This is a genomic window from Kitasatospora sp. NPDC101155 (assembly GCF_044768305.1).
Lineage (GTDB): Bacteria > Actinomycetota > Actinomycetes > Streptomycetales > Streptomycetaceae > Kitasatospora.
In genome coordinates this window covers 264,191-288,564 of the sequence record NZ_JBIWPN010000005.1, presented here as the reverse complement: position 1 = coordinate 288,564, position 24,374 = coordinate 264,191, and the positions used below count along the sequence as shown (strand labels likewise).

The following is a 24,374-nucleotide window of genomic DNA, read 5'->3' as shown; positions in this document are numbered from 1 at the left end:
CGGCGGTGAGGCGGCGAGGGGCTGATCACCGGCGGTCGGCGCGCCGACGGGTGCGGTGGGCGCGGTGGGAGTGGTGGGCGCGGTGGCCGCCGGGTCGTGGCCGGAGGCCTCGATCCGCACCACCGGAGTGTCCCGGCCGGACAGTGCGATCGAGGTGCCGAGTGCCAGGCAGAGCAGGCCGGCCGTGCCGAAGACGGTCCGGCTCAGGAAGCTCGGGCCGGGCCGGGCTGCGCGACGCCGCCCGCGGCCCCCCGTCCTGCTGGTCCCCGCCGCCGGGGGCGCCCCGGCGCCGCTTCCCCGCCCGGCCGGGTGCGGAGGAAGGGCGCCGGGGTGCCCGGCGGACTCGGGACCGGTGTCAGCCGCGCGCACCGGAGCGGCGGCGCAGGAGGGCGAAGCCCAGGGCGCCGGCGCCGACGGCGGCCACGCCGCCGCCGCCCGCCAGCATCAGGCCGTTGCCGTCGGTCGCGGCGGAGCCGTCCCCGGCCTGGGCGGCGCCCTTCGGCACCTCGCGGACCTGCGGCTGGGCGGGCCTGGCCGGGACGGCGCTGGGCTGGGTCCCGCCCGCCGCCGCGCCCGCCGGTGCCCCGTTGGCGGGGGCATGGGCGGTGGGGGCCGGCTGCGGGGTCCCGTCGGCCCAGGCCTGCCCGCCGGTGACGGCGGCCATCAGCGCGGCCCCGGTGAGGGCGCAGACCGCCAGCATGCGACGGGCGGGCGAGCGGTCGATACGGGTCCTGCTCATACGGTGGTTCTCCTTCGTCTCTCTCACGGGCGCGGTGTCGCGCGGACGCCCCCGGCCGGTGCGGCCGGTGCGTCGCCAGTGACGGTAGGAGTGCCGTGTCGCGGTCCCCGCCCGGCCGCGTCACGGCCGTCCATCGGCTGGGTAACGGTCTCCGCGACACCCGGAGCGCGGGCTGATACACGCGCTGACACCCGCTGATGGACGCGCTGGTACCCGCCCTGGAACACGGGGTGAAACACCGGATGGAACACCCGGGAGGCATCTCGGAACTGACGTACCCGACTCGCCCTGAGCACCCCCGCCCGCCCGTCCGTATCTCCCGGTGGGGGAGCAACCGAGAGAAAGGTGGCGGTGATGAGCATCCTCGCCAACCTCCTGCCGGCGATGCGGGGTTCGCGCAACGAGCGCGGAAACGACCGCAGGAACGACAGGGAGGACAGGGACTTCCACGACAGGACCGGCCATGGCCGTCGTCGGCGCCGCAACACCAGGCATGGGCGGTACTGACGGCTGAGGGACCGGTCATGACCCCGGGTCAGGACGAGCATGTGTGGTCGCTGCGGCGGCTGATGGCCGTGGACACGGGTGACGGCGACGGCCGGACCGATCCGGTCGTCGCCCCGGCCCCGGCCGTGTCGCTGCGGCGGATCTTCGTCCGGTTCTGGCCCTGCACCCGCGGGGGACGGCGCTGGCTGGCCCTGCTGCTGGGGTTCGTCCTGCTCGGCCCGGTGGTCGACGCGGCCGCGATCTGGCTCTTCAAGGCCGTCGTCGACGAGGTGCTGGTGCCGCGCAGGCTCGGGTTGTTCCTGCCGGTCGCGCTCGGGTACGCCGGGCTGACCCTGCTGGCAGGCGGCTTGGGCTTCGCCGACGAGACGACCTCGGCCTGGGTCGGCGAGCGCTTCCTCCTCGCCCTGCGCACGGACGTGTTCCGCCATCTGCAGGGCCTGCCGCTGGGCTTCTTCGAGCGGCGGCGGCTCGGCGACGTACTGTCGCGGCTGACCGCGGATGTCGAGGAGGTCGAGACCTTCCTGCTCTCGGGCGTCCTCGACGCGGTCGCGTACGTCGCCGAACTGGCCGTCTTCCTGGGGGTGCTGTTCTACCTGCGCCGGGACCTCGCGCTGACCGCGCTGGTGGTCGCGCCGCTGTTCTGGATCACCGCGCGGCGCCTCTCGACGCGGGTGAGGGCGGCGTCCCGGGAACGGCGCCGCCGCAGCGGCTCGGTCAGCGCCCTCGCCGAGGAGACCCTGGGCAACATCGCGCTGGTGCAGGCCTACAACCGGCAGGACTGGGAGCAGGAACGGTTCCGCCGGGAGAACCTCGCGCGGTTCCGGGCGACCATGGCGGCGACCCGGCTGCGCGCCCTGTTCACGCCGATCGGGGATCTGCTGGAGCTGGTCGGCGCGCTGATCGTGCTCGGGCTGGGCGCCTGGGAGCTGGTCCGCGGCCGCCTCACCCTCGGCGAACTCCTCGTCTTCGTCGCCCTGTTGAGTCGCCTCTACAGCCCGATCCAGGGGATCGGTCGGCTCAGCAACGGCGTCTGCTCGGCCGCGGCCGCCGCCGAGCGGATCATCGAACTGCTCGACCAGCAGCCGCAGGTGGCCGATCCGCCGACACCGCTGCGCCCCGCCCGGGTGCGCGGCGCGCCGGCCTTCGACGGGGTGTGGTTCCGCTACCCGGGCACCACCCGGGTGGCGCTGTACGACGTCTCCTTCCGCGCCGAGCCGGGCGAGACGGTGGCGCTGGTCGGGGAGAGCGGGGCGGGCAGGACGACGGTCGCCAAGCTGCTGCTGCGCTTCTACGACCCGGCGCGCGGCGCCCTCCGGCTGGACGGCATCGACCTGCGCGAACTGGCGCTGACCGATCTGCGCGAGCACATCGCGGTGCTGCTGCAGGAGACCCCGGTCATCCACGGCACCGTCCGGGAGAACATCGCCTACGGCCGGCCCGGGGCGACCGACGCGCAGATCACGGCCGCCGCCCGGGCAGCCGACGCGGACGGGTTCATCAGCCGGCTGCCGGAGGGCTACGACACCGTGGTGGGCCAGCACGGACGGCTGCTGTCCGGCGGGCAGCGCCGGCGGATCGCGATCGCCCGGGCGATGATCCGGGACGCGCCGGTACTGCTGCTCGACGAGCCGACCACCGGGCTGGACCCGGAGTCCGGGCGGCGGGTCCTGGAGCCGCTGGGGCGGCTGATGAACGGGCGGACCACGATCATCATCTCGCACGACCTGCTCACCGTACGGAACGCCGATCGGATCGTCCTGCTGCGCGAGGGCCGCGTCGCCGCCTGCGGCAGCCACGCGGACCTGCTGGCCCACGACGACGGCTACGCCCGGCTCGACCGGGCCGCGGCCCTGACCGAGGCCACCCGATGAGCACCGAAGGCCCTGCTCGGCCTGCACCTCTGCTCGGCCTGAACCTCTGCTCGGCGATGCGCCACCTGCACGGCAAGAACCTGCTGCACCTCGACCTCAAGCCCGCCAACCTCGTGATCGACTGCCGCCGCGCCAAGGTCCTGGACCTGGGCATCGCCGCCGTCGTCCGTGGAGTGAGCGGGACCGGCCCCGTGCCGCCCCTACCGCCCCGGCCGCAGCTGCCGGAGCGTCCACCCCGTGCCCGACGGCTCGGCGAGAGCCCGGGTGTGGGCGGTGAAGAGCTCGGCGGCGCGGCGGTAGGAGAGGCGGGCGCGGCCGGTGTGCGGGCAGCGGTCGGCGGCGGGGGTGTCGGCCGGGGCCCGGCGGTCGGTGAGGAAGAGCGGGCCGCCGGTGCGGCCGGCGATCAGCAGCGGGAGCAACCGGGCGCTGCCGGACTGCCAGCGGACGGGGGCTTGGCCCGGTCGGGGATGGCTGCGGCGGCGGGGCAGGTCGAGCTGGTCGGCGTTCAGGGCCAGCACGGTCTCGATCGCGGCGCCGGACTCGTGCAGGAGGTGCCAGAGCGCCTGCTCGCGCAGCGGCGCGCGCAGGGCGAACAGGGCGCGCAGTTGCTCCTCGGCCAACGGGGCGGCGGCCTCGGCCGGTGCGGGCAGTGGCACGGGGCGCAGGTCGGTGGTCGGGTCGCCGTCGATCCAGCCCCGGGCGCGCCACCAGGCCACCGCCGCGCGCAGGGTGGAGAGCTCGCGGTTGAGCGTGCGCGGGTCGGTGCCGGCGCCGCGCCAGGCCGCTGCGGCGCGCAGCCGCTCGGCGGCGTCCGGGTGGTCGAGCAGTGCGAGCGGGAGCACGGGCGGCCGGGCGCGCCGCCGCTCGGGGCCGGTGGGGGCGGGCCGGTCGGCGAGCGCCCAGGCCCAGGTGTTCAGCGCGATCCGGTAGATCCGCCGGGATCCCTCGGCGAGTCCGGAGGCGGCCAGGTAGCGCTCGACGGCCAGGCCGTACTCGACCGGGGGAAGCTCTGTCACGATCGCCTTCTTCCGCAGTAAATCACTGAATCCGATGCACTCGAATAATATCCGGAAAGCGCAGTAAACGGCAGGTGGGAGGCCATCTGTCGAGCAATTTACTGCGGCAGTCAAGCGTGCCGCCAACATTGATGCCAAAAGGCTCAAGTTTTTCCCGGCAAGCCCTTGATCCAGGCTCCCGGTCGCTCGCAGACTGCTGCCCATGGCAGTGGACACAGAACGGATCCCGGCCCGCCCGCGGCGCCTGGGAGACCGTCTCGCCGTGCTGGGCGAGCGCGAATTCACCCGCTTCTTCATCGGGTACACGACCTCTCTCCTCGGCTCCTCGATGGCGCCGGTCGCGGTCGCCTTCTCGGTGCTCGACAGCGGTGGCGCCGGCACCGACCTCGGCTGGGTGATGGCCGCCCGGATCCTCCCGGTGGTGCTGGTGCTGCTGGCCGGCGGGGTGATCGCCGACCGGTTCGGCAGCCGCCGCCTGATGCTGGGCTCGGACGTCCTGCGCGGCCTCGTGCAGGCGCTGTTCGCCGGGCTGCTGGCGGCCGGGCACGCGCCGGTCCGGGCGATGGTCGCCCTGGTGGCGGTGTGGGGGATCGGCGAGGGGCTGTTCATGCCCGCCTTCGGCGCGATCCTGCCCGACCTGGTGCGCCGCAAGGAGCTGCTGGCGGACGGCAACACCCTGCTGGGCCTGTCACGTTCGGTGTCCACAGTGGCCGGCCCCGCGCTGGCCGGCCTGGTCACGGCGGCCCGGGGCCCGGCGGCGGTGCTGCTGATCGACGCGGTGACGTACGGTGTCGGCGCCCTCGCGCTGGCCGGCCTCCGCCTGCCCGACCGCCCGGGGACGGACGACGGGACCTCGATGCTCCGGGAGCTGCGGGCCGGCTGGTCGGAGTTCGCCGCCCGCCCGTGGCTGTGGATCACCACGGCCCAGATGGGGCTGTTCAACCTGCTGGTCTGGGCGCCGTTCCTGGTGCTCGGCCCGCTCACCGCGCAGCGGGAGCTCGGCGGCGCCCGGGCCTGGGGTCTGGTGATGGGCGTGTACGGAGCCGGCGCGGTGCTGGGCGGTCTCTGGATGCTCGGCCGGCGCCCTGGGCGCCCGCTCGCGGTGGCCACCGTGGCCGGTCTGGCCTGGGCGCTGCCCTCCGCCGCGCTGGCGGCCGGGGCGTCGTTGGTCTGGGTGGTCGCGGGAGCGCTGGTGGCGGGGGTGGGTTCGGCGGTCTGCGGGACGCTGTTCTCCACCACGACGCAGCGCTGGGTCCCGGTGGAGCTGCTCGGCCGGCTGACCTCCTTCGGCTCGCTCGGCGCCTTCGTCCTCGGCCCGCTCGGGCTGGCGGCGGCCGGCCCGCTGGCCGCCCGGCTCGGCACCGGGGAGGTGCTGCTGCTCGGGGCGGTCTGGCAAGTTGCGGCCGGGGTCGTAGTGTTGGGCGTGCCGGCCGTACGGAATCGTCGCTGGGAGGAGCGCCCGGACAACTGACTCACCCCTCGGACGGCTCCGGGGCGCACCCCCGGCCACCGGTGCGGCCCACCGCGCACCGTTTTCGGCCGGCCCCGGAGCGCAGCCGGTCGCTCCGCCCACGCGTGTGTGCCTCCGCGGCGGGCGGGGTGGCCGGGCCGGTCGTACCGTGGACCGTGGGGGTACGGAGGAGGATGACCATGCCCGGTTCGCTCACCATCAGCCACCACCACGCCGCGGCCACCCTGGACCACGTGGACGCGGAGCGGCTGGCCACCCTGCTGGCCGACCTGGCGTACCTGCTGGAGATCCCGGGGTCGGACCGGATCGCCGACGCCCAGCTCGCCGCGCTGTGCGAGGGCCGCGCGCCGGACCGCGCCGAGCTGGCGCACTTCTGCGCGTCGACCGCCCGTGCCTTGAAGGGGCAGCTCTGACCGGACCGACCGAGCGCCCGCCCCGCCCGCCGTACGATGACGGACGGGGCGAGCCCGCCCCCCGGCTGCCGGGATGGCCGGCCGCCGGCCCGGTGGAGGGTGGGGGCCCGAGCGTGCCGCAGTTCCGGTCGTTGTCCTGGCTGACCGTGCCGACTCCGCTGCCCAGCGGCCCGATGCACATCGCGGTGACGCCGCACGGCGTGGCGGCGGCCGGCTACGGCGGGCCGGAGGGTGAGGCGCCGCCCTGCACCGACCCGGCGAAGACCGCCGCCGTCACCGAGCGGATCGGCGCCTACCTGGCCGGCCGTACCCGCGAGTTGGGCCTGCCGATCGACTGGAACCTCAGCTCCGGGCCGCACCGTGCGGTGCTCCAGACGCTCTGGCGCGAGGTGCCGTACGGCCGGACCATCACCTACGGCGAACTGGCCGTTCGCAGCGGGGTGTTCGAGGACGTCGCCGAGCCGGGCCTGGCCGCGCGGACGGTCGGGCAGATGATGGCCGCGAACCCCGTCGCCCTGCTGGTGCCCTGCCACCGGGTGGTGGCGGCGGACGGGATCGGCGGCTTCGGCGGCGGCCGGGTCGGGATCGAGGTGAAGCGCTGGCTGCTCACCCTGGAGGGGGTGCTGGAGCCGACGCTGGACTGGAACGGCCCGCTGTAGCCGGCCGATCGGCGCCCCGGGTAGCCGTGTGCGGGAGGTGTCGCATTCTGGCGCGGGCGGGGCGGTCGATGGGGGAAGATGGGGCGCGGCCGGCCGATGGGTTCGAATAGACAGTCGAACATATATCGATCAGGTGATCGAGTCGTACTATTTGTTCGGTTATTCCGAACCACTCGAATGAGTGATTGCGGTCTGCGTCCGAACGGGCCCACCATGAAGTTGCAACATGCGTGTGCAAGGCGACACTTCATCGGGTTCGTGAAGGGCTCCCCATATGTCGACCGAAACCAATGCCGGTATTCCTGCGCCTGGCGCGCAGCCGGAGATCCGGCAGCAGCAGTCACTGAGCACGGCGGGCGCGCGGAACCTCGCCACCACCACCAAGTCCGCGCCGCAGATGCAGGGCATCAGCCCGCGCTGGCTGCTCAGGAGGCTGCCCTGGGTGCAGGTGTCCGGCGGTACCTACCGGGTCAACCGCCGCCTGCGCTACAAGGTCGGCCGCGGCCGGGTGAGTTTCGCCAAGACGGGTTCCGAGGTCCGGGTCATCCCGCAGAGCCTGGCCGAGGTGCCGGTGCTGCGCGGCTACCAGGACGAGGCCGTGCTGGAGGAACTGGCCGGGCGGTTCACCCAGCGCCAGTTCGACGCGGGCGACGTCCTGGTCGCCGCCGGTTCGCCGATCAGCGAGGTCTTCCTGATCGCGCACGGCAAGCTGGACCGGCTCGGCACCGGCAAGTATGGCGAGGAGACGGTGGTCGGCACCCTCGCCGACGGCGACCACCTGGGTGACGAAGCGCTCCAGGAGGAGGACGGCACCTGGCCGTACACCGTCCGCGCCGCGACCTCCGGCACGGTGATGGTGCTCTCCTGGCCGTCCTTCCAGGAGCTGCACGACCGCTCCGAGTCGCTCCAGCTGCAGATCATGGAATACCTGAACGGCTTCCAGCAGGCGCAGAACAAGCACGGTGAGGCCGCGATCGACCTCGCGGCCGGCCGCCAGGGCGAGTACGACCTGCCCGACGCCTTCGTGGACTACGAGCTCAAGCCCCGCGAGTACGAGCTCAGCGTCGCGCAGACCATCCTCAAGGTGCACAGCCGCGTCGCCGACCTCTACAACCAGCCGATGAACCAGACCGAGCACCAGCTCCGGCTGACCATCGAGGCCCTGCGCGAGCGCCAGGAGCACGAGCTCATCAACAACCCCGAGTTCGGCCTGCTGGAGAACGCCGACTACGACCAGCGGATCCAGACCCACTCCGGCCCGCCCACCCCGGACGACATGGACGAGCTGCTCAGCCGCCGCCGCAGCACCAAGATGTTCCTGGCCCACCCCAAGGCCATCGCCGCCTTCGGCCGGGAATGCAGCAAGCGCGGCCTCAACCCGGGCACCGTCGAGGTCGAGGGCAAGCACGTCAACGCCTGGCGCGGGGTGCCGATCTTCCCGTGCAACAAGATCCCGATCGTCGGCGGTAGCACCAGCTCGATCATCGCGATGCGTGTCGGCGAGGACAACCAGGGTGTCATCGGCCTGCACCAGACCGGAATTCCGGACGAATACCAGCCGAGCCTTTCGGTGCGGTTCATGGGAATCGACGAGAAGGCCATCATTTCCTACCTGGTGAGCGCCTATTACTCGGCCGCGATCCTGGTGCCGGACGCGATCGGCGTGCTGGAGAACGTGGACATCGCCCAGCGCTGACGCCGGCTCCCATTCGAGTCCGAGATCTGAGTCCGATATCCGGGTCTGATGCCCGACTCGGATATTCGAGTCCGATATCCGAGTCCGATATCCGTGCCGCCCGCGCCGCCCGACCAGGGAGATCCACCCCGGCCGGGCGGCGCGGGCGGCACGTACGGCACGGCAGGCCATCCCAGGACAGGCGCCCTACAGGGGGAGAAACCCATGACGAGCTCCACGCTGGAGCGGGACCACAAAGAGGGCCACGAGGCGGCGGACATCCTCGCCCGGGCCCGTGGGCTGGTCGACCCGGTCCTGCGGGCCGCCGTCGACTCGCTGCCCGGCACGATGCGCAAGGTCGCCGGCTACCACTTCGGCTGGTGGGAGGCGGACGGCACGCCCACCGAGGCCTCCTCCGGCAAGGCGATCCGCCCGGCACTGGTCCTCGCCGCCACCCAGGCCCTCGGCGGCACCCCCGGCACGGCCGTCGCCGCGGCCGCCGCGGTGGAGCTGGTCCACAACTTCACCCTGCTCCACGACGACGTCATCGACCGTGACGACACCCGCCGCCACCGGCCCACCGCCTGGCGGGTGTTCGGCACCACCGAGGCCATCCTGGCCGGCGACGCCATGCACTCCCTCGCGCTGCGCCTGCTCGCCGAGGACGCCCACCCGGCCGCCCGGGGCTCGATCCGCCGGCTCGCCGACTGCGTGGTCGAGCTCTGCGAGGGGCAGCAGATCGACTGCGCCTTCGAGCAGCGCAACGACGTCTCGCTCACCGAGTGCCTGGCGATGGCCGAGGCCAAGACCGGCGCCCTGCTCGGCGCCGCCTGCGCGATGGGCGCGCTGTACGGCGGCGGGTCCGAGGAGGCCGCGCAGGCGATGGACGGCTTCGGCCGCGAGATCGGTCTGGCCTTCCAGCTGATCGATGACCTGATCGGCATCTGGGGGGACCCTGCGGTCACCGGCAAGCCGGTCGGCGCGGACCTGGTCGCCCGCAAGAAGTCGCTGCCGGTGGTCAGGGCGCTGGGCTCCGGAACTCCCGAAGGCGCCCGGCTCGCCGAGCTGTACACGCTCGAACGCCCGCTGACCCCCGAGGAGTTGGTCCAGTGCGCGGCCGCCGTCGACGAGGCCGGGGGGCGTGGCTGGGCGCAGGGCGAGTCCTGCGAGCGGATGGCCGCGGCGATGGCGCAGCTGGCCGTGGCCGTACCGGAGCCGTCCGCGGCCGACGAACTGCTGGCGCTCGCCGAGCTGGTGACCCGCCGCACCCATTGACCGGCGCGGAGTGGGAAGTCGGCCGGTCCGACCTCCCACTCCGTCGTGTCATCCGAAGGCGGCCAACAACCGCTGCTCCTTGGCCGGTTCGATGCCCTGTCGGAACGTTGTCCCCGGCACCCACTTGCGCCCCTCGGCGTCGGTGTCGGCCGCGGGCCCACGCCCGCGTAGCCACGTCCAAGTGTCCCGCGCGGTCTCGGCGAACGGGCGGCAGCTCAGCCCGGCCGCCCGGGCGCGACCGCTGTCGACCTCCCAGATGTACCTCCACTCCGGCAGATCCGGCGCCCAGAAGGGGAGTTCGAGCCAGGGTTCGACCTTGTCCGGCCCCTCGGCGAGCAGCCGCTCGTCCGCGACCCAGACCAGCTCGGTGTCCGCCGCGCCCGCGACCTCCCGGCAGGTCTCCAGCCACTGCCCGAAGGTGAGCTGCCCGGGCGGCGCCGTGGTGAGGAAACGGCCCGCCGTCCCGGCCTCAAGGCGGTCGAGTCCGAAGGCGGCGAAGTCCCGGACGTCGATCACCTGCATGGTCCGCCCGGGATCGCCCGGCGCGAGCACCGGCCCGCCGCGCGCCATCCGCTCCAGCCACCAGGGCAGCCGGCCGCCGAGCTCGTGCGGCCCGATCAGCAGGCCGCTGCTGAGGACCAGCGAGCGCTCGGCGCCGAAGCCCTCCAGCACCGCGCGCTCGCAGCCGGCCTTCAGCTCGCGGCCGAAGGGCTGGTCGGGCGGGGTGTCGGCGGGGCAGGGGAGGAGCGCGGAGTCCTCGTCGATCACCCGGGTGGCCCAGTCGGCGTAGGCGTGCACCGAGGAGACGACGGTGTAGTGGTCGGCCCGCTCGCGCAGCAGCCGTGCCGTGAGCGCGGCCTGGGCGGGCTGCCGGGCCGAGGTGTCGACGACGGCGTCCCAGCCGCGGCCCTCGACCAGCCCGGCGACGTCCTCGGTGCTGTCGCGGTCGCCCCGGACGGTCTCGACCCCGGGCAGGTCGGCGGCGCTGCGGCCGCGGTTGAAGGTGGTGACCTGGTGGCCGCGGGCGAGGGCCTCGGCGGCATAGGCGCGTCCGAGAAAGGACGAGCCCCCGAGCAGCAGGATCTTCATGCCGGCCAGCCTCTCCCGGCCGCCCCGCCCGTACGCCCGGATTCGCGCTGGGCAGAGCGCCGGGCAGAGCGCCGAGCGAATCCCGTCGGCCCCGCCGGCCCCACCGGTCCCGTCGGCCCTGCCGGAGCGGCGGAGCAGCCGACATGCCGCCCCACCCCACCCGACTTAGCATCCCAGATGTACCGATATGTCCTGATTCGGTACCGGATACGGCACTGGGAGCTCGACAGCATGGTCAACCCGGCACTCGTGGACCCGGCCACCGTCCGCGCCACCGCCGCCGAGGCCTGGACCCGCGGCTACCCGATCCTGCGGAACTACCGCACCCTCTACTCCCAGGCCCTGGACGAGGCGGACCCGGGGTACGTCGGCGGCTTCGGCGTCTTCCGCCACCACGCGCAGCCCTTCACCCCCGTCGACACCGACGTCGTCTCCCCCGACAACGACACCCCGCACTCCTGGGCCTGGCTCGACCTGCGCGCCGAACCCTGGGTGGTCTCCGTCCCGGCGGAGGACCGCTACTACGTCCTCCCGGTGCACGAACTCGACACCGTCCACGCCGGGTCCGTCGGCGCCCGGACCACCGGCCGGCAGGCCGGCGACTACCTGGTGGCGGGCCCCGACTGGCAGGGCGAGCCCCCGTCCGGCATCAAGGGCGTCATCCGCACCGCGACCCGGCTGGTCGGCATCGTCGGCCGCACCCACCTCGCCGGGACCACCCCCGCCGACATCGCCGAACTGAAGGCCGTCCAGGAGCAGTACCTGCTGCGCCCGCTGCACCGCTACGCCGACACCCCCGCGCCCGCCCCCGCCCCGGAGCCGGTCTGGCCGGTCTGGCGCGACGAGGTGATGGACACCGTCGAGTTCCTCTGCTTCCTCGACTTCCTGCTCGGCTTCTTCCCGCTGACCGGCCCGCGGCCGGGCGCCGTCCCGCTTCCGCCCGCCGAGGTCGACCTGCGCGGCCGCCTCGCCGACCTCGGCGTCGACGGCCGAGGCGAGTTCGAGCCCGCCACCCTCCCGCTGGACGTCCGCACCGAGATCGAACGCGGCATCGCCGACGGCAGGGCCCGGCTGGAGCGTGCCGCCGCCGAACTCCACGACACGACCGCCCTGTTCGGCACCCGCGAGCGGATCGGCGCCGACTTCCTGCGCCAGGCGCTCGGCGCGAAGCTCGGCCGCTACGGGCTGCCTGCCGAAGAGGTCTGGTCCGGCAGCTGGACCGCCGACGCCGCCGGCCATCGTCCGCCCAACGCCAGCGACCGCGACCACGTGATCCGCTTCGGCCCGCACGACCTGCCCCCGGCCCGCTTCTTCTGGTCCGCCACGATGTACGCCCTGCCCGGGCGCCACCTGGTCGACAACACCCTGGACCGCTACTCGATCGGCGACCGCACCCCGGACCTGGTCCGTGACCCGGACGGCGGACTCACCCTCTACGTCCAGCACAAGCGCCCCGCCGACGCCCAGCACTCCGCCAACTGGCTGCCCGCCCCCGACGGCCCGTTCACCGTGGTGATCCGGCTCTACGGCCCCGACCCGTCCGTCCTGGACGACCGCTGGCAGCTCCCGCCGCTCGACCCGCGCTGACCACCCCGCCCCCCCGGACCGCCCCCGACCGACCGTACGAAGGACCACCGATGAACCAGCCCGAGCTGGAGGCCCTGGCCGCCGACGCCTACGTCTACGGCTACCCGCTCGTCGCCGCCCTCACCATGGTCGAGCGCTTCGCCAAGGGCGGGCTGGGCACCCTCCCGGCGGAGCAGTTCAACCACTTCAGCCACGCGACCCGGCTGGCCCGCCCGGGTGACCAGTTCGTCTCGGTCAACAACGACACGATCTACTCGATCGCCCAACTCGACCTCTCCGAAGGCCCGTTGGTCCTGCACGTCCCGGACGCCGCCGACGCCTACTACGTGCTCCAGTTCATCGACGCCTGGACGGACAACGTCGCCTACCTCGGACGCCGCGCCACCGGCACCGACGCCCAGACCTGGCTGATCGTCCCGCCCGACTGGCACGGCACCCCGTCCGACCCGAGCCGGGTGATCGAGCTGCCGACCACCGTCGGCACCGTCGTCGGCCGCTTCGCCTGCGCCGGACCGGGCGACCTGCCCCGGGTCAAGGCCCTGCAGGCCGGGCTGGTCCTGGAACCGCTGGAGCCCGGCGGCCTGGTCGCCGGACTGCCCGAGCCCGATCCGGACGTCCCCGAGCGGCTGGCCTTCTTCGAACGCCTGCGGGTGTGGATGCAGGCCTTCCCGCCCGCCACCCCCGACATCGAGTACCAGCGCCGCTTCGCCCCGCTCGGCCTGCTGGACGACGGCGCCTCGCCCTACCGCGCGGCCGCCGCCGATTGGACTCTCGCACTCGCCAAGGGCCTGGCCGCCGGACGCGAACGGGTCGAGGACGCCACCCGCCCGCCCGAGGACCACCCGCCCGGCGAATGGCGCTCCGCGCTCCACCTCTTCGACTACAACCTCGACCACCTGGGCCCCGGCACCCTCCACGACCCCGAGTGGCGCATCCCCGACCGCCGCGCCGCCTACCTCAGCCGGGCCGCGGCCGCCCGCGCCGGCCTCTGGGGCAACCACGCCTACGAGGCCTCGTACGCGACGACCTACGACGACTCCGACGGCCGCCCGCTCACCGGCGCCAACAGCTACACCCTCCGCTTCGACCAGCCCCCGCCCGCCGAGGCCTTCTGGTCCGTCACCATGTACTCCGTCCCCGACTACTACCTGGTCGAGAACCCCGTCGACCGCTACTCCATCGGCGACCGAACCCCCGGCCTGGTCTACGGCGACGACGGCTCCCTCACCCTCACCCTCCAACACGACCAACCCGAGGACCCCACGACCGCCGCCAACTGGCTCCCCACCCCCCACGGCGAGTTCCGCCCGATCATCCGCCTCTACCAACCCAAGCCGACCGTCCTGGACGGCACCTACCAGGTCCCCCCGATCCACCGCGCCTGACCCGCGCGCCCCCGGCCGCAGGTGGACGGCATCTCTCCCGGATTCACCGGGCGAGGCCGGCCGGCCGTCTCCCGGTCCGGCGGGTGGTTGCTTTCGTGCTCATGCCCACGGAGTCGGGCGGGTGGTGTCGGGCCCGTCTCAAGCCGGCCCCGCCCCTTCGAACGGGGACAGCTCCGACCTCGCCGGGACGGGCGCGGGGTGGCCGCCTTCGCGCCCGCCCCGCCTCCGCCCGCGAGTCCGCTCAACCGCCTCGCCGACCGTTGGAGCCGGCCCCCGTCAGCGCCCTGACGGTGAAGCCGTCGCCGTGCCGGTCGGGTGCGGGGAGGCGCTGCCGGTCGGGGTCGCCGACGGCCTCGGCGTGCCGGTCGGCGGCCCGGAGGGCGAGGGCTGCGTCGTCGGGGAGCTGGAGCCCGACGGTGAGGGTGCCCCGGTTCGGCTCGGCGACGCCGTTGCCGTTGCCGTTGCCGTTGCCGTCGCGGTGCCCGTGGGCGACGCCGTACCGCTCGGTGTCGGCGGCGGCTCCGCCGAGGAGGACGCCGACCCGCCCCGGTTCTGCGGGCCGCCTTCCAGGGTGACCACCGCCTGGGAGGGCGGTAGGGCGATCCGGGCGGTCCAGGGGGTGGTGGGCGCGAGGTCCTCGTCCACGGTGACGATCACGGTGATCCGCTGCCCCGGCGCCAGCGTCCCCGCGTCGCGGCTGAGCCGGAGCCAGGCGGCGTCCGTCACGGCGTTCCAACGGATCTCCGTGGTGCCGGAGTTGGTGAGGGTGAGCACCGTGCGGCTGCCGTACTCGCCGGCCTCGACGGTGAGCAGTCCGGCGGGGGCCCGGCCGGCCGGGCCCGTCCCCGGGGCGGCGGCCTGTTCGACCGAGGGGGCCGGGGCGGCGACCAGGGCCGGGCTGCTGAGGGGGGTCGCGCCCCGGCCCGGGACCGGGACCAGCGGGCCCTGGAAGCTGAGCCGCGGAAAGCCCGGCAGCAACGTTTCTGCACCACCCGGACCGGCCGAACCACCGGGCCCCACCCCCGCGCCCGCGAGCTCCAGCCCCGGCATCCCCGCTCCCTCGGTGCCACCGGCGGCCCCCGCCGACCACGGCTGCGGCCGCTGCCCGGCCTCCCGTCCGGCCTCGTCCACCCGCACCGCCGAGACCGAGGCCGCCGACCCCGACCCGCCGCCCCGGTGCCCGGCCCAGAGCGCGACCACCGGCGCCGCCAGCACCGCCGCCAGCACCCCGGTGGTCACCACCCGCCGCCGGACCGCCAGGCCGCGGCCCGCGTCCGGCGCCCGGTGCCGGGGGAAGCCGCCGTGGTCGAACCGCAGTCCGGGCTCGGCGACCGCCGGGCCCCGCCGCCCCGCCGCACCGGCCGACGGCAGGTACCCCACCCCGTCCGCCGCGGACACCGCGGACACCACGGACACCGAGGACACCGACGAACCCGGAGCAGGCGCACTCAGCAGCGGCAGCCCCGACAGCCCCGCCGCGCCCTCCGCCGCCTCCCCGGCCGCCACCCGCTCCGCCGTCCCCCGGCAGGTCGGGCAGTCCACCACGTGCTGCACCAGCTCCCGCCGCAGCGCCGGCCCGAGCACCCAGTCCCGCCAGGACTCCGCCCCGGCCCCGCCGAGCCGGTCCAGTTCCGGGCAGCTGCCCACCCCGAGCACCAGCAGCGCCGCCCTGGTCCGGGCGACCTCGGTCTCGGCGGCGGCGAGCAGCTCCCGGGTCCGGTCGAACGGCAGGCCCAGCACCGCCGCCACCTCCAGCGGGGTGAGCCGGTGGCGGACGGACAGTTCCAGCGCCTCGCGCTGCTCCGGGTTCGTTCCGGCCGCCTCCGGCCAGGCGAGCGAGGCCAGCTCGCGGCGCCGCCGGGCGGCCTCGGCCTCGCCGGGCTCCGGCCCGGGCTCCCGGGCGCCGCCGTCGGCCAGTCGCCGCAGGCAGCAGTAGCGGGCGAGCGAGAACAGCCAGGCCCGGACCAGCCCGGGTTCGGCCAGTCGGCCGCCGTGCCGCCGGGCCAGTTCGCCGACCTCGCGCAGGGCGTCGGCGGCCGCGTCGTGCTCGCACAGCACCGAGAGGCAGTAGGTGAACAGGCCGTCCGTCTGCCGGTCGTACGCCGCGAGGACGGCGGCGGCCTGCGACCCGGGTCCGGCCCCAACAGTTCGCGTTGTCACCCGTCCGACGGTAGGGACACCGGACCGCCCGGCCCCGCCATTCACCGGGTATGTACTTCTTTCGGGTAACGGCATCGCCCATCTGTGTGGGTCCCGCAGCGAGGACCGGCGTTGTCGTACCCAGGCGCTACGGTGGGCCGCATGCCTCCGCGTTCCAAGACCACCGCCAAGCCGCGCCCGGCCTACCGCTGCACCGAGTGCGGCAACCAGCTGCCCAAGTGGGTCGGCCGCTGCCCGGAGTGCAACGCCTGGGGCACGGTCGAGGAGTACGGCGCGGTGCCGATCCGCACCACGGCGGCGGGCCCGGTCAGCGCGCCCGCCCGTCCGATCGCCCAGGTGGACGGCCAGGTCGCGACGGCCCGTTCGACGGGTGTGCCGGAGCTGGACCGGGTGCTCGGCGGCGGCCTGGTCCCCGGCGCGGTGGTCCTGCTGGCCGGCGAGCCCGGCGTCGGCAAGTCCACCCTGCTGCTGGACGTCGCGGCCAAGGCGGCCACCGCCCAGCACCGCACGCTCTACGTCACCGGCGAGGAGTCGGCCGGCCAGGTGCGGCTGCGGGCGGACCGGATCAACGCCCTCTCCGAGCACCTCTACCTCGCCGCCGAGTCCGACCTCGGCGCGGTGCTCGGGCACATCGAGGCGGTCAACCCCGGCCTGCTGATCCTGGACTCGGTGCAGACCATCGCCTCGGCCGAGCTGGACGGCGCCCCCGGCGGCCCGGCCCAGGTCCGTGAGGTGGCGGGCGCGCTGATCCGGGCCTCCAAGGAGCGCGGCATGGCGACTCTGCTGGTCGGCCACGTCACCAAGGACGGCCAGATCGCCGGCCCGCGCCTGCTGGAGCACCTGGTGGACGTGGTGCTGAGCTTCGAGGGCGACCGGCACGCCCGGCTGCGGCTGATCCGCGGGGTCAAGAACCGCTACGGCGCCACCGACGAGGTGGGCTGCTTCGAGCTGCACGACGAGGGCATCGTCGGCCTGGCCGACCCCTCCGGCCTCTTCCTGACCAGGCGTGACAAGCCCGTCCCGGGCACCTGCCTCACCGTCACCCTGGAGGGCAAGCGCCCGCTGGTGGCCGAGGTGCAGGCGCTGATGGTGGATTCGCAGATCCCCTCCCCGCGCCGGACGACCTCGGGCCTGGAGTCGCCCCGGATCGCGATGATCCTGGCCGTGGTCGAGCGGCACGGCGGGGTGAAGCTCGGCAAGCAGGACATCTACACCGCGACGGTCGGCGGGGTGAAGCTGACCGAGCCGTCCGCGGACCTCGCGGTCGCGCTCGCGGTGGCCAGCTCCTCCACGGACACCCCGCTGCCCAGCAACCTGGTGGCGATCGGCGAGGTCGGCCTGGCGGGCGAGGTGCGGCGGGTGACGGGTGTCCAGCGCCGGCTCGCCGAGGCGCACCGGCTGGGCTTCACCCACGCCCTGGTCCCGCCGGACCCGGGCAAGGTGCCGCCGGGCATGAAGGTGGTCGAGGTGGCCGACATCGGCGAGGCACTGCGGGCCATCCCGGGCCGCCGCCGGGCCGCCGCCAAGCCGCGCGGCGAGGGGCGTGGTGAGGCCCCGTCGGCGCCGCCGGCGCCCCGCGCGGCGAAGGTCCCGGCCTACCCGGAGGAGCTGATGGACGGCTGGGAGCCGCTCGACTCCGACGAACTGCGCTGACCCAAGCCCTGCCGAAGCCGCACGCAGTTAGACTCTCCCCAGTCTCATTGGCCAGAAGGCAGTACCGGAGCGGTACTGAGCGACAGAGCAACAGACCGCGGACCGGCGCACGGCGCGAGGCGCGCGGCACGGGGTCGACCGGAGGAGTCACGTGGCAGCCAGCGACCGGGGGGCGGACAGGGCCTCCCGTGAGGAGGCCCTGCTGCGGGCCTCCCTCACCGCCATCGCGCCCGGTACCGCGCTTCGTGACGGCCTGGAGCGGGTCCTGCGGGCCAACACCGGTGGCCTGATCGTGCTGGGTTTCGACAAGACCGTCGAGTCGCTGTGCACCGGCGGCTTCGTCCTGGACGTCGAGTTCAGCGCCACCCGGCTGCGCGAGCTGTGCAAGCTCGACGGCGCCGTGGTGCTCGACAAGGACATCACCAAGATCGTCCGGGCCGGCGTGCACCTGATGCCGGACTCGACCATCCCCACCGACGAGACCGGCACCCGCCACCGCACCGCCGAGCGGGTCAACCGGCAGACCGGCTACCCGGTGGTCGCGGTCTCGCACTCGATGCGGCTGATCGCGATGTACGTCAACGGCACCCGCCGGGTGCTGGAGGACTCGACCACGGTCCTGTCCCGCGCCAACCAGGCGCTGGCCACCCTGGAGCGCTACAAGCTGCGCCTGGACGAGGTGGCCGGCACGCTCTCGGCGCTGGAGATCGAGGACCTGGTGACGGTCCGGGACGTCACGGCCGTGGCCCAGCGACTGGAGATGGTCCGGCTGATCGCCACCGAGATCGCCGGCTACGTGCTGGAGCTCGGCATCGACGGCCGGCTGCTCTCGCTCCAGCTGGACGAGCTGATCGCGGGCGTCGAGCCGGAGCGCGAACTGGTCGCCCGGGACTACTTCCCGGAGCGGGCCGCCAAGAAGGGCCGGACGGTCACCGAGGTGCTGGCCGACCTGGAGGCGCTCACCCACGCCGAGCTGCTGGACCTGCAGACGGTCGCCAAGGCGCTCGGCTACTCCGGCTCGCCGGAGTCCCTGGACGCCGCCGTCTCCCCGCGCGGCTACCGCCTGCTGGCGAAGATCCCGCGCCTGCCGAACACGGTGATAGAGCGCCTGGTCGAGCACTTCGGCGGCCTGCAGAAGCTGCTCGCCGCCAGCATCGACGATCTGCAGACGGTCGAGGGCGTCGGCGAGACCCGCGCCCGCTCGGTCCGCGAGGGCCTGTCCCGCCTTGCCGAATCGTCCATCCTGGAGCGCTACGTCTGACCGGCGCGCAATCGGCGAACGGCCCCGGGAGAAACGCTTCCCCTGGGGCCGTTCCGCGTTTCCGGGGCCCGGGAACGCCGGAGCCCCGGTCGCGCCTGCGACCGGGGCTCCGAAGCGAGTTGACTGATCCTCAGCCGTCCAGCCGGATCGACGTTCGCGCCGACACCTTGTCCCCCGAGAGCCCGGTGAGCTCTGCGAGCACCACGTAGGTCCCGTTCGGCGGCGCCGTCTGGTCGGCGGTCGCGCACTGCGGCTTGCTGCGGCTGCGGTCCCAGGTGAAGGTCTCGGTCTGGTTGCTGTTCGCCGGGATCTGCACCCAGATGCTGCCCTTGTCGGGCGGGCAGTCTCCGGAGGACCAGACCCGGTCGTTGTTGTTGCCACTGACCGTGAGGACGGAGGTGGTGCGGCCCAGGTCCACCCGGCAGTTGGCGCCGGAGTTCTTGACCGTCAGGGCCAGCTTCGGCTTGTCCTTGGGCTGGTAGGGGTTCTGGCTGGGGCTCAGTTCCAGGGCCACCTGCGAAGAGGTGCAGATCGGGAGGGCCATCACCTCGGGCGTGTTCACCGCCGGAGCCCCACCGCCCGACCCGCCGGACGCCCCGCCGTTTCCGGACCCGCCGGAACCGCCGGACCCGCCGGAGCCACCCGCGGCACCGGAGCCGCCCGCCGGCGCCGGGTTGGCGCCGCCGCCGGAGCCGCCGCTGAGGCCGACCTCGCTGCCGCCGCCGCTGACCGGGCCGCCGGTTCCCCCGGTGCCGCCGCCCGGGCGTGCCGCGGGGCCGCTCGGGGAGGCGCCGGGCGTGATCGCCTGCGCGGGGGACTGGCTCTGGGACTGGGGCGGTACGGCCTGTGCGGCCTTGCTCGGTGAGCCGTCGTCACCGCCCCCGCCCTGATCGGTCATCAGCCAGGCGATCAGGGCGATGACCGCCGCGACGGCGGCGAGCACGACGATGCGCCGACGCCAGTAGATCGAGGCCGGCAGCGGTCCCACGGGTTGACGCAGAGAGGGCACGATCAAACTCTACGAGACTGTGTGTGGCTAGTGCTCCACCAACACCGCACAGTCGCCCCTTCCTTCACATGATCCGCCGTTTGAGCCGTTCGAGGGAGCCTCCGGACCGGCTTTCCCGGCGATTTCCGGCCCATCCGGAGTCGAATCCTCCAATTCGGTCGCGTTCCCCGGCATGGGAGGATCGAAGGGCCATGACTGCCAACACCACCGCCGCCGTCCCCGCCCCCCGGCTGCCGATGCCCCTGCCGCTGCTGCACTCGACCGTCCTCGACTGGTACGAGGCCAGCAAGCGAGACCTGCCCTGGCGGACCCCCGACGCGACGCCCTGGGCGGTCATGGTGAGCGAGTTCATGCTCCAGCAGACCCCGGTGAAGCGGGTGCTGCCCGCCTGGCAGGCCTGGATGACCCGCTGGCCCACCCCGGCCGACCTCGCCGGCGAGGCGTCCGGCGAGGCGGTCCGGATGTGGGGCCGGCTGGGCTACCCCCGCCGCGCGCTGCGGCTGCACGCGGCCGCCGTGGCGATCACCGAGGAGCACGGCGGCGAGGTCCCGGACGACCACGCCACCCTGCTCTCGCTGCCCGGGGTGGGGGAGTACACCGCCGCCGCGGTCGCCTCCTTCGCCTTCCGCCAGCGGCACGTGGTGCTGGACACCAACGTCCGCCGGGTCTTCGCCCGCGCGGTGACCGGCGTCGAGTACCCGGCCCAGGCCACCACCGCCGCCGAGCGCCGTACCGCGACCGCCCTGCTGCCCGACGACGCCGAGACCGCCGCCACCTGGGCGGTCGGCGTGATGGAGCTGGGCGCGCTGGTCTGCACCGCCCGCGGCCCGGAGTGCGGGGACTGCCCGCTGTTCGCCGGCTGCGCCTGGCAGCGGGCCGGCCGCCCCGCGTACGAGGGCCCGGCCCGGCGCGGCCAGTCCTACGAGGGGACGGACCGCCAGGTGCGCGGCAAGCTGCTCGCGGTGCTGCGCGAGGCGCACGGCTCGGTTCCCCAGGCCCGCCTGGACGTCGTCTGGCCGGACGCCGTGCAGCGGGCCCGGGCCCTGGACGGCCTGGTCGCGGACGGCCTGGTCGAGCCGGTCGAACAGGGCGTCTACCGGCTCCCGCAGTAGCGAACAGCGGTAGGCAACAACGGCAGGCAACAGCGGCAGGCAACAGAACGGCGCCCCCGGGAGGAGAACCTCCCGGGGGCGCCGTTCGAAGCGGGACCGTCAGACGGCCGCCGCCTCCAGCGAGGACTCGGCCGGCTTCTCGCCCTTGCCGGCACCGCGCAGCGGCACCTCGCGCAGGAACACCGCGGCGGCGATGGCGATCACGGCCACCCCGGCGCCGCACAGGAAGACGGTGTGCATGCCGTTGGACACCGCGTGGTGGTAGGCGTCCTGGACGGCCTCGGGCAGCTTGCGCAGTGCGGCCGGGCTCATCTGGCCCGGGTCCTTCACGCCGCCGCCCGCCGAGGCGTGCTCGCCGAGCCGCTCCTTCATGGTGTCGGTCACCCGGTTGTTGAACAGTGCGCCGAACAGCGCGACGCCGAAGGAACCGCCGATGGTGCGGAACAGCGTGGCGGTGGAGCTGGCCACGCCCATGTCCTTGAGCTCGACGCTGTTCTGCGCGACCAGCATGGTGATCTGCATCAGGAAGCCCATGCCGGCGCCGAGCACGATCATCCAGCAGGCCGAGGTGAAGCTGCTGGTCTCGGTGCCCATGGTGGAGAGCAGGATCAGGCCGCCGGTCATCACGATGGTGCCGATGATCGGGAAGATTCGGTACTTGCCGGTCTTGGTGACGGCCTGACCGACCACCAGCGAGACGACCAGCATGCCGAACATCATCGGCATCAGCAGCAGGCCGGAGTTGGTCGCCGAGGCGCCCTGGACGATCTGCTGGTAGAGCGGCAGGAAGACGGTCGAGCCGAACATCACGAAGCCGACGATGAAGCCGATGATCGAGACCAGGGTGAAGTTCAGGTTCTTGAACAGGCTCAGCGGCAGCATCGGCTCGTCGACCCGCTGCTCGACGTAGCAGAAGGTGATCAGCGAGGCGGCGGAGAGCGCGGCCAGGCCGAGGATCTCCTTGGAGCCCCAGGCGTACTGCTGGCCGCCCCAGGTGGTGATCAGCACGAGCGAGGTGATGCCGACGGTGAGCAGGATCGCGCCGAGGTAGTCGATCCGGGCGTTGTTGTGGACCTTCGGCAGCTTCAGGGTGACGACGACGACGGCGAGGGCTATCACGCCGAGCGGCAGGTTGATGTAGAAGGTCCAGTGCCAGCTCAGGTGGTCGGTGATGAAGCCGCCGGCCAGCGGGCCGCCGATGGTGGCCAGCGCCATCACCGCGGCGAACATGCCCTGGTACTTGCCGCGGTCGCGCGGCGGGACGAGCGCGCCCATGATCGACATGACGCCGACCATCAGACCGCCGGCGCCGAGGCCCTGCAGGGCGCGGAAGCCGATCAGCTCGTTCATGTTCTGCGACAGGCCGGACAGCGCCGAGCCCACCAGGAAGATCACGATCGAGGTGAGGAAGGCGCCCTTGCGGCCGTAGAGGTCGCCGAGCTTGCCCCAGATCGGCGTGGAGGCGGCGGTGGCCAGGGTGTAGGCGGTGACCACCCAGGACAGGTGCTCGGCGCCGCCGAGGTCACCGACGATGGTCGGCATCGCGGTGCCGACGATCAGGTTGTCGAGCATGGCCAGCAGCATCGTGACGACCAAGCCGACCATCACGAGGCGGATCTCGCGGGGTGACCGCGGCTGCTCCTCCTCGGCCGTCTTGTCCTCCGGTACCGGGCCGGCGGTCTTGGACTGTGACATGGGGTGGGGTCTCCCGGAGGGGTGTTTCGGATGTTCGTCGCGCCGTGCGGCGATCACTTACTTGTCGCCCGGCTAGTTTATCGATCGTCGGTACGGTAAGTTGTTTCCTAGCCGGTCGTCAAGCCAGTTTTCCGATCGGCCATCTGGGCAGGGAGAATGAGCCCGGAGCGGATGCCATCCTGGGGTCCGCAGCAGTCACCGACGCAGTCATGAGGCAGGCCATGGGCACTCCGCACAGCCCCCGCAGCGACACCCGGGCTCGCATCATCGAGGTGTCGCTGGAGCTCTTCTCCGAGCAGGGCTACGAGCAGACCTCACTGCGCGAGATCGCCGACCGCCTGGGCGTCACCAAGGCCGCGCTCTACTACCACTTCAAGACCAAGGACGACATCGTCCTGGGCATCGTCGAGCGGATGGCCGCGCCGATCGACGAGACCATCGAGTGGGGCCGGAAGCAGACCTGGAGCCCGGAGATGCGCGACGAGCTGATCCGCCGTTACGCGGACGGGATGCCCGAGCGGGCGCCGCTGCTGCGCTTCTTCCACGAGAACCAGCCCGCGCTGCGCGACTCCCCGGCCGGGGTGGCCTTCCGGGACCGCGTGATCACCATGATGCAGCTGGTGCACGGGCCGGACGCGGACTTCCACGAGCGGCTGCGGGCCGCGATGGCGCTGTTCAGCGTCCACTCGGCGTTCTTCCTGCTCAAGCAGGACGCCACGGACTGCGACCGCACCGAGAACGTGTGGGGCGAGAAGCTGCCCTCGGCCAGCCTGGACGAGGCGCTCGAGGCGGCCCGGGACATCGCACTGGAGATCGGCGGCCGGATCCACCCCCGCGTCACCGGCTGAGCGCCACGCCTCAGAACGCCGTGACGCCGTGTCCGGAGAGGTAGGCGATCGGGTTGATCACCGCACCGTAGCGGTTGCTGGTGCGGATCTCGAAGTGCAGATGCGGCCCGGTCGAGTTGCCGGTGCTCCCGGACAGCCCGACCCGCTCGCCCGCCGGCACGTGGTCGCCCCGCGAGACCGACAGCGCCGACAGGTGGGCGTACTGCGCGAAGTGCCCGTCGGTGAGCCGCAGCACGACCTCCTTGCCGTACGCGCCGTCCCAGCGGGCCGAGACCACGGTCGCGTCGCCGACCGCCAGCACCGGGGTGCCCGGGTCGACCGCGAAGTCCACCCCGGTGTGGTACCCGGCGGCGTACTCGGAATCGGCCACCCCGTACGGATTGCTGGTCGGCGCGTCCGGCACCGGGGCCGACCAGCCGGGTGCGGGAGCGGGGGCCGGTGTGGGCTCGGGTTCCGGCTCCGGCTCCGGGGTGGCGGCGGGTGCCGCGGCCGGCAGCAGGTTGGGCGCCATCGCCACGAACGCCTGCGCCGAGGCGGCGTCGTCGGGCAGCTTGTACGGGCTGGGGCCGGCCACCTGGACCAGGCCCGGGTTGGGTACCGCCGCCTGTGGAGCCGTGAAGGCCGAACTGCCCGGCGTGGTCGGCCGCACGGTCTGCGCCGAGGCGCTGCCCGGCGCGGCCAGCAGCACCGAGCTCGCCAGCAGGACCGCGGCCGCCCCGGCGGAGAGCACCGCGTGGTCGCGCTCGGCCCGCTGCCGGCTGCCGGACAGGGTGGCGTGCCGGGGCCGGGCCGGCCCCGCGGGCGGGAGGGTGGACATCGCCTGACGTACCTCACGGTCGTGCGGAGGGCAGCACGAGGCGCCCGGTCGGGCGCGTGCTGAGCGGGGGAGCACTCAGCTTCAACCGTCACCGAGCGGAGTCCCAAACGCGGTGACGTACTACGGCGTGTA

General features: G+C 73.7%; 19 protein-coding genes. 12 read left to right on the top strand and 7 right to left on the bottom strand.

Annotated elements, in window-relative coordinates; genetic code table 11:
- Positions 1 to 355: 355 nt before the first annotated feature.
- Complete coding sequence (locus ACIRYZ_RS10210) at positions 356 to 739, bottom strand: sortase-dependent protein (protein WP_402941884.1); 384 nt, start codon at positions 737 to 739, stop codon at positions 356 to 358.
- Positions 740 to 1,263: 524 nt separating this feature from the next.
- On the opposite strand from ACIRYZ_RS10210, the gene ACIRYZ_RS10205 reads away from it, so the two are divergent.
- Positions 1,264 to 3,117, top strand: coding sequence for an ABC transporter ATP-binding protein (locus ACIRYZ_RS10205; protein ID WP_402941882.1), 1,854 nt, complete (start codon positions 1,264 to 1,266; stop codon positions 3,115 to 3,117).
- 200 nt (positions 3,118 to 3,317) lie between these two features.
- Here the strand turns inward: ACIRYZ_RS10205 and ACIRYZ_RS10200 are convergent, their stop codons facing one another.
- Positions 3,318 to 4,133, bottom strand: coding sequence for a hypothetical protein (locus ACIRYZ_RS10200; protein ID WP_402941880.1), 816 nt, complete (start codon positions 4,131 to 4,133; stop codon positions 3,318 to 3,320).
- A gap of 202 nt (positions 4,134 to 4,335) precedes the next feature.
- Here ACIRYZ_RS10200 and ACIRYZ_RS10195 point away from each other — a divergent pair, with 202 nt between their 5' ends.
- From ACIRYZ_RS10195 to ACIRYZ_RS10175, 5 genes are all read left to right on the top strand, one after another.
- A complete protein-coding gene (locus ACIRYZ_RS10195) occupies positions 4,336 to 5,604 on the top strand; it encodes an MFS transporter (protein ID WP_402941879.1) in 1,269 nt (422 codons plus the stop codon).
- A 179-nt stretch (positions 5,605 to 5,783) separates the two neighbouring features.
- The gene (locus tag ACIRYZ_RS10190; protein ID WP_393030963.1) at positions 5,784 to 6,017 is read left to right on the top strand and encodes a hypothetical protein; all 234 of its coding nucleotides are present in this window, start codon (positions 5,784 to 5,786) and stop codon (positions 6,015 to 6,017) included.
- 113 nt (positions 6,018 to 6,130) lie between these two features.
- A complete protein-coding gene (locus ACIRYZ_RS10185; protein ID WP_402941877.1) occupies positions 6,131 to 6,676 on the top strand; it encodes a methylated-DNA--[protein]-cysteine S-methyltransferase in 546 nt (181 codons plus the stop codon).
- A 274-nt stretch (positions 6,677 to 6,950) separates the two neighbouring features.
- Entirely contained in the window at positions 6,951 to 8,372 is a 1,422-nt protein-coding gene (locus ACIRYZ_RS10180; RefSeq protein ID WP_393030968.1) for a family 2B encapsulin nanocompartment shell protein, read from the top strand.
- Between the two features lie 204 nt (positions 8,373 to 8,576).
- Positions 8,577 to 9,626 carry a family 2 encapsulin nanocompartment cargo protein polyprenyl transferase gene (locus ACIRYZ_RS10175; protein WP_402941874.1) on the top strand — a complete coding sequence of 350 codons (1,050 nt, stop codon included), beginning with the start codon at positions 8,577 to 8,579 and terminating at the stop codon, positions 9,624 to 9,626.
- A 48-nt stretch (positions 9,627 to 9,674) separates the two neighbouring features.
- On the opposite strand, the gene ACIRYZ_RS10170 is transcribed toward ACIRYZ_RS10175, so the two are convergent.
- Positions 9,675 to 10,715 (bottom strand): NAD-dependent epimerase/dehydratase family protein, encoded by a 1,041-nt coding sequence (locus ACIRYZ_RS10170; protein WP_402941872.1) that lies wholly within the window; start codon positions 10,713 to 10,715, stop codon positions 9,675 to 9,677.
- Between the two features lie 177 nt (positions 10,716 to 10,892).
- Between ACIRYZ_RS10170 and ACIRYZ_RS10165 the strand changes: the two genes are divergently transcribed.
- The gene (locus ACIRYZ_RS10165) at positions 10,893 to 12,302 is read left to right on the top strand and encodes a DUF1254 domain-containing protein (protein WP_402941871.1); all 1,410 of its coding nucleotides are present in this window, start codon (positions 10,893 to 10,895) and stop codon (positions 12,300 to 12,302) included.
- Positions 12,303 to 12,352: 50 nt separating this feature from the next.
- Complete coding sequence (locus tag ACIRYZ_RS10160) at positions 12,353 to 13,687, top strand: DUF1254 domain-containing protein (RefSeq protein ID WP_402941870.1); 1,335 nt, start codon at positions 12,353 to 12,355, stop codon at positions 13,685 to 13,687.
- Positions 13,688 to 13,963: 276 nt separating this feature from the next.
- On the opposite strand, the gene ACIRYZ_RS10155 is transcribed toward ACIRYZ_RS10160, so the two are convergent.
- Positions 13,964 to 15,847, bottom strand: a complete 1,884-nt coding sequence (locus ACIRYZ_RS10155) for a sigma-70 family RNA polymerase sigma factor (RefSeq protein WP_402941869.1) — start codon at positions 15,845 to 15,847, stop codon at positions 13,964 to 13,966.
- Between the two features lie 141 nt (positions 15,848 to 15,988).
- Between ACIRYZ_RS10155 and radA the strand changes: the two genes are divergently transcribed.
- Complete coding sequence (gene radA / locus ACIRYZ_RS10150) at positions 15,989 to 17,500, top strand: DNA repair protein RadA (RefSeq protein WP_402941868.1); 1,512 nt, start codon at positions 15,989 to 15,991, stop codon at positions 17,498 to 17,500.
- Between the two features lie 202 nt (positions 17,501 to 17,702).
- Entirely contained in the window at positions 17,703 to 18,761 is a 1,059-nt protein-coding gene (gene disA / locus ACIRYZ_RS10145) for a DNA integrity scanning diadenylate cyclase DisA (protein WP_270151163.1), read from the top strand.
- A 130-nt stretch (positions 18,762 to 18,891) separates the two neighbouring features.
- On the opposite strand, the gene ACIRYZ_RS10140 is transcribed toward disA, so the two are convergent.
- Positions 18,892 to 19,770, bottom strand: coding sequence for a hypothetical protein (locus tag ACIRYZ_RS10140; RefSeq protein WP_402941866.1), 879 nt, complete (start codon positions 19,768 to 19,770; stop codon positions 18,892 to 18,894).
- Positions 19,771 to 19,961: 191 nt separating this feature from the next.
- On the opposite strand from ACIRYZ_RS10140, the gene ACIRYZ_RS10135 reads away from it, so the two are divergent.
- Positions 19,962 to 20,882, top strand: coding sequence for an A/G-specific adenine glycosylase (locus ACIRYZ_RS10135; protein WP_402941864.1), 921 nt, complete (start codon positions 19,962 to 19,964; stop codon positions 20,880 to 20,882).
- 99 nt (positions 20,883 to 20,981) lie between these two features.
- Here ACIRYZ_RS10135 and ACIRYZ_RS10130 read toward each other — a convergent pair whose 3' ends face one another.
- On the bottom strand, positions 20,982 to 22,577 hold the full coding sequence (locus ACIRYZ_RS10130) for an MDR family MFS transporter (RefSeq protein WP_402941863.1): 1,596 nt from the start codon (positions 22,575 to 22,577) through the stop codon (positions 20,982 to 20,984).
- 221 nt (positions 22,578 to 22,798) lie between these two features.
- Between ACIRYZ_RS10130 and ACIRYZ_RS10125 the strand changes: the two genes are divergently transcribed.
- Positions 22,799 to 23,425 carry a TetR/AcrR family transcriptional regulator gene (locus ACIRYZ_RS10125; protein ID WP_393030995.1) on the top strand — a complete coding sequence of 209 codons (627 nt, stop codon included), beginning with the start codon at positions 22,799 to 22,801 and terminating at the stop codon, positions 23,423 to 23,425.
- Positions 23,426 to 23,435: 10 nt separating this feature from the next.
- On the opposite strand, the gene ACIRYZ_RS10120 is transcribed toward ACIRYZ_RS10125, so the two are convergent.
- On the bottom strand, positions 23,436 to 24,242 hold the full coding sequence (locus tag ACIRYZ_RS10120) for a M23 family metallopeptidase (RefSeq protein ID WP_402941862.1): 807 nt from the start codon (positions 24,240 to 24,242) through the stop codon (positions 23,436 to 23,438).
- Between the last annotated feature and the right edge of the window lie 132 nt (positions 24,243 to 24,374).

Excerpts from the sequence above, each read along its gene's own strand:
- ACIRYZ_RS10205 (WP_402941882.1), top strand. The coding sequence starts at position 1,264 with ATGACCCCGGGTCAGGACGAGCATGTGTGGTCGCTGCGGCGGCTGATG.
- ACIRYZ_RS10125 (WP_393030995.1), top strand. The coding sequence starts at position 22,799 with ATGGGCACTCCGCACAGCCCCCGCAGCGACACCCGGGCTCGCATCATC.
- ACIRYZ_RS10195 (WP_402941879.1), top strand. The coding sequence starts at position 4,336 with ATGGCAGTGGACACAGAACGGATCCCGGCCCGCCCGCGGCGCCTGGGA.
- ACIRYZ_RS10190 (WP_393030963.1), top strand. The coding sequence starts at position 5,784 with ATGCCCGGTTCGCTCACCATCAGCCACCACCACGCCGCGGCCACCCTG.
- ACIRYZ_RS10120 (WP_402941862.1), bottom strand. The coding sequence starts at position 24,242 with ATGTCCACCCTCCCGCCCGCGGGGCCGGCCCGGCCCCGGCACGCCACC.
- radA (WP_402941868.1), top strand. The coding sequence starts at position 15,989 with ATGCCTCCGCGTTCCAAGACCACCGCCAAGCCGCGCCCGGCCTACCGC.
- ACIRYZ_RS10130 (WP_402941863.1), bottom strand. The coding sequence starts at position 22,577 with ATGTCACAGTCCAAGACCGCCGGCCCGGTACCGGAGGACAAGACGGCC.
- ACIRYZ_RS10175 (WP_402941874.1), top strand. The coding sequence starts at position 8,577 with ATGACGAGCTCCACGCTGGAGCGGGACCACAAAGAGGGCCACGAGGCG.
- ACIRYZ_RS10135 (WP_402941864.1), top strand. The coding sequence starts at position 19,962 with ATGACTGCCAACACCACCGCCGCCGTCCCCGCCCCCCGGCTGCCGATG.
- ACIRYZ_RS10165 (WP_402941871.1), top strand. The coding sequence starts at position 10,893 with ATGTACCGATATGTCCTGATTCGGTACCGGATACGGCACTGGGAGCTC.
- ACIRYZ_RS10210 (WP_402941884.1), bottom strand. The coding sequence starts at position 739 with ATGAGCAGGACCCGTATCGACCGCTCGCCCGCCCGTCGCATGCTGGCG.
- ACIRYZ_RS10180 (WP_393030968.1), top strand. The coding sequence starts at position 6,951 with ATGTCGACCGAAACCAATGCCGGTATTCCTGCGCCTGGCGCGCAGCCG.
- ACIRYZ_RS10170 (WP_402941872.1), bottom strand. The coding sequence starts at position 10,715 with ATGAAGATCCTGCTGCTCGGGGGCTCGTCCTTTCTCGGACGCGCCTAT.
- ACIRYZ_RS10160 (WP_402941870.1), top strand. The coding sequence starts at position 12,353 with ATGAACCAGCCCGAGCTGGAGGCCCTGGCCGCCGACGCCTACGTCTAC.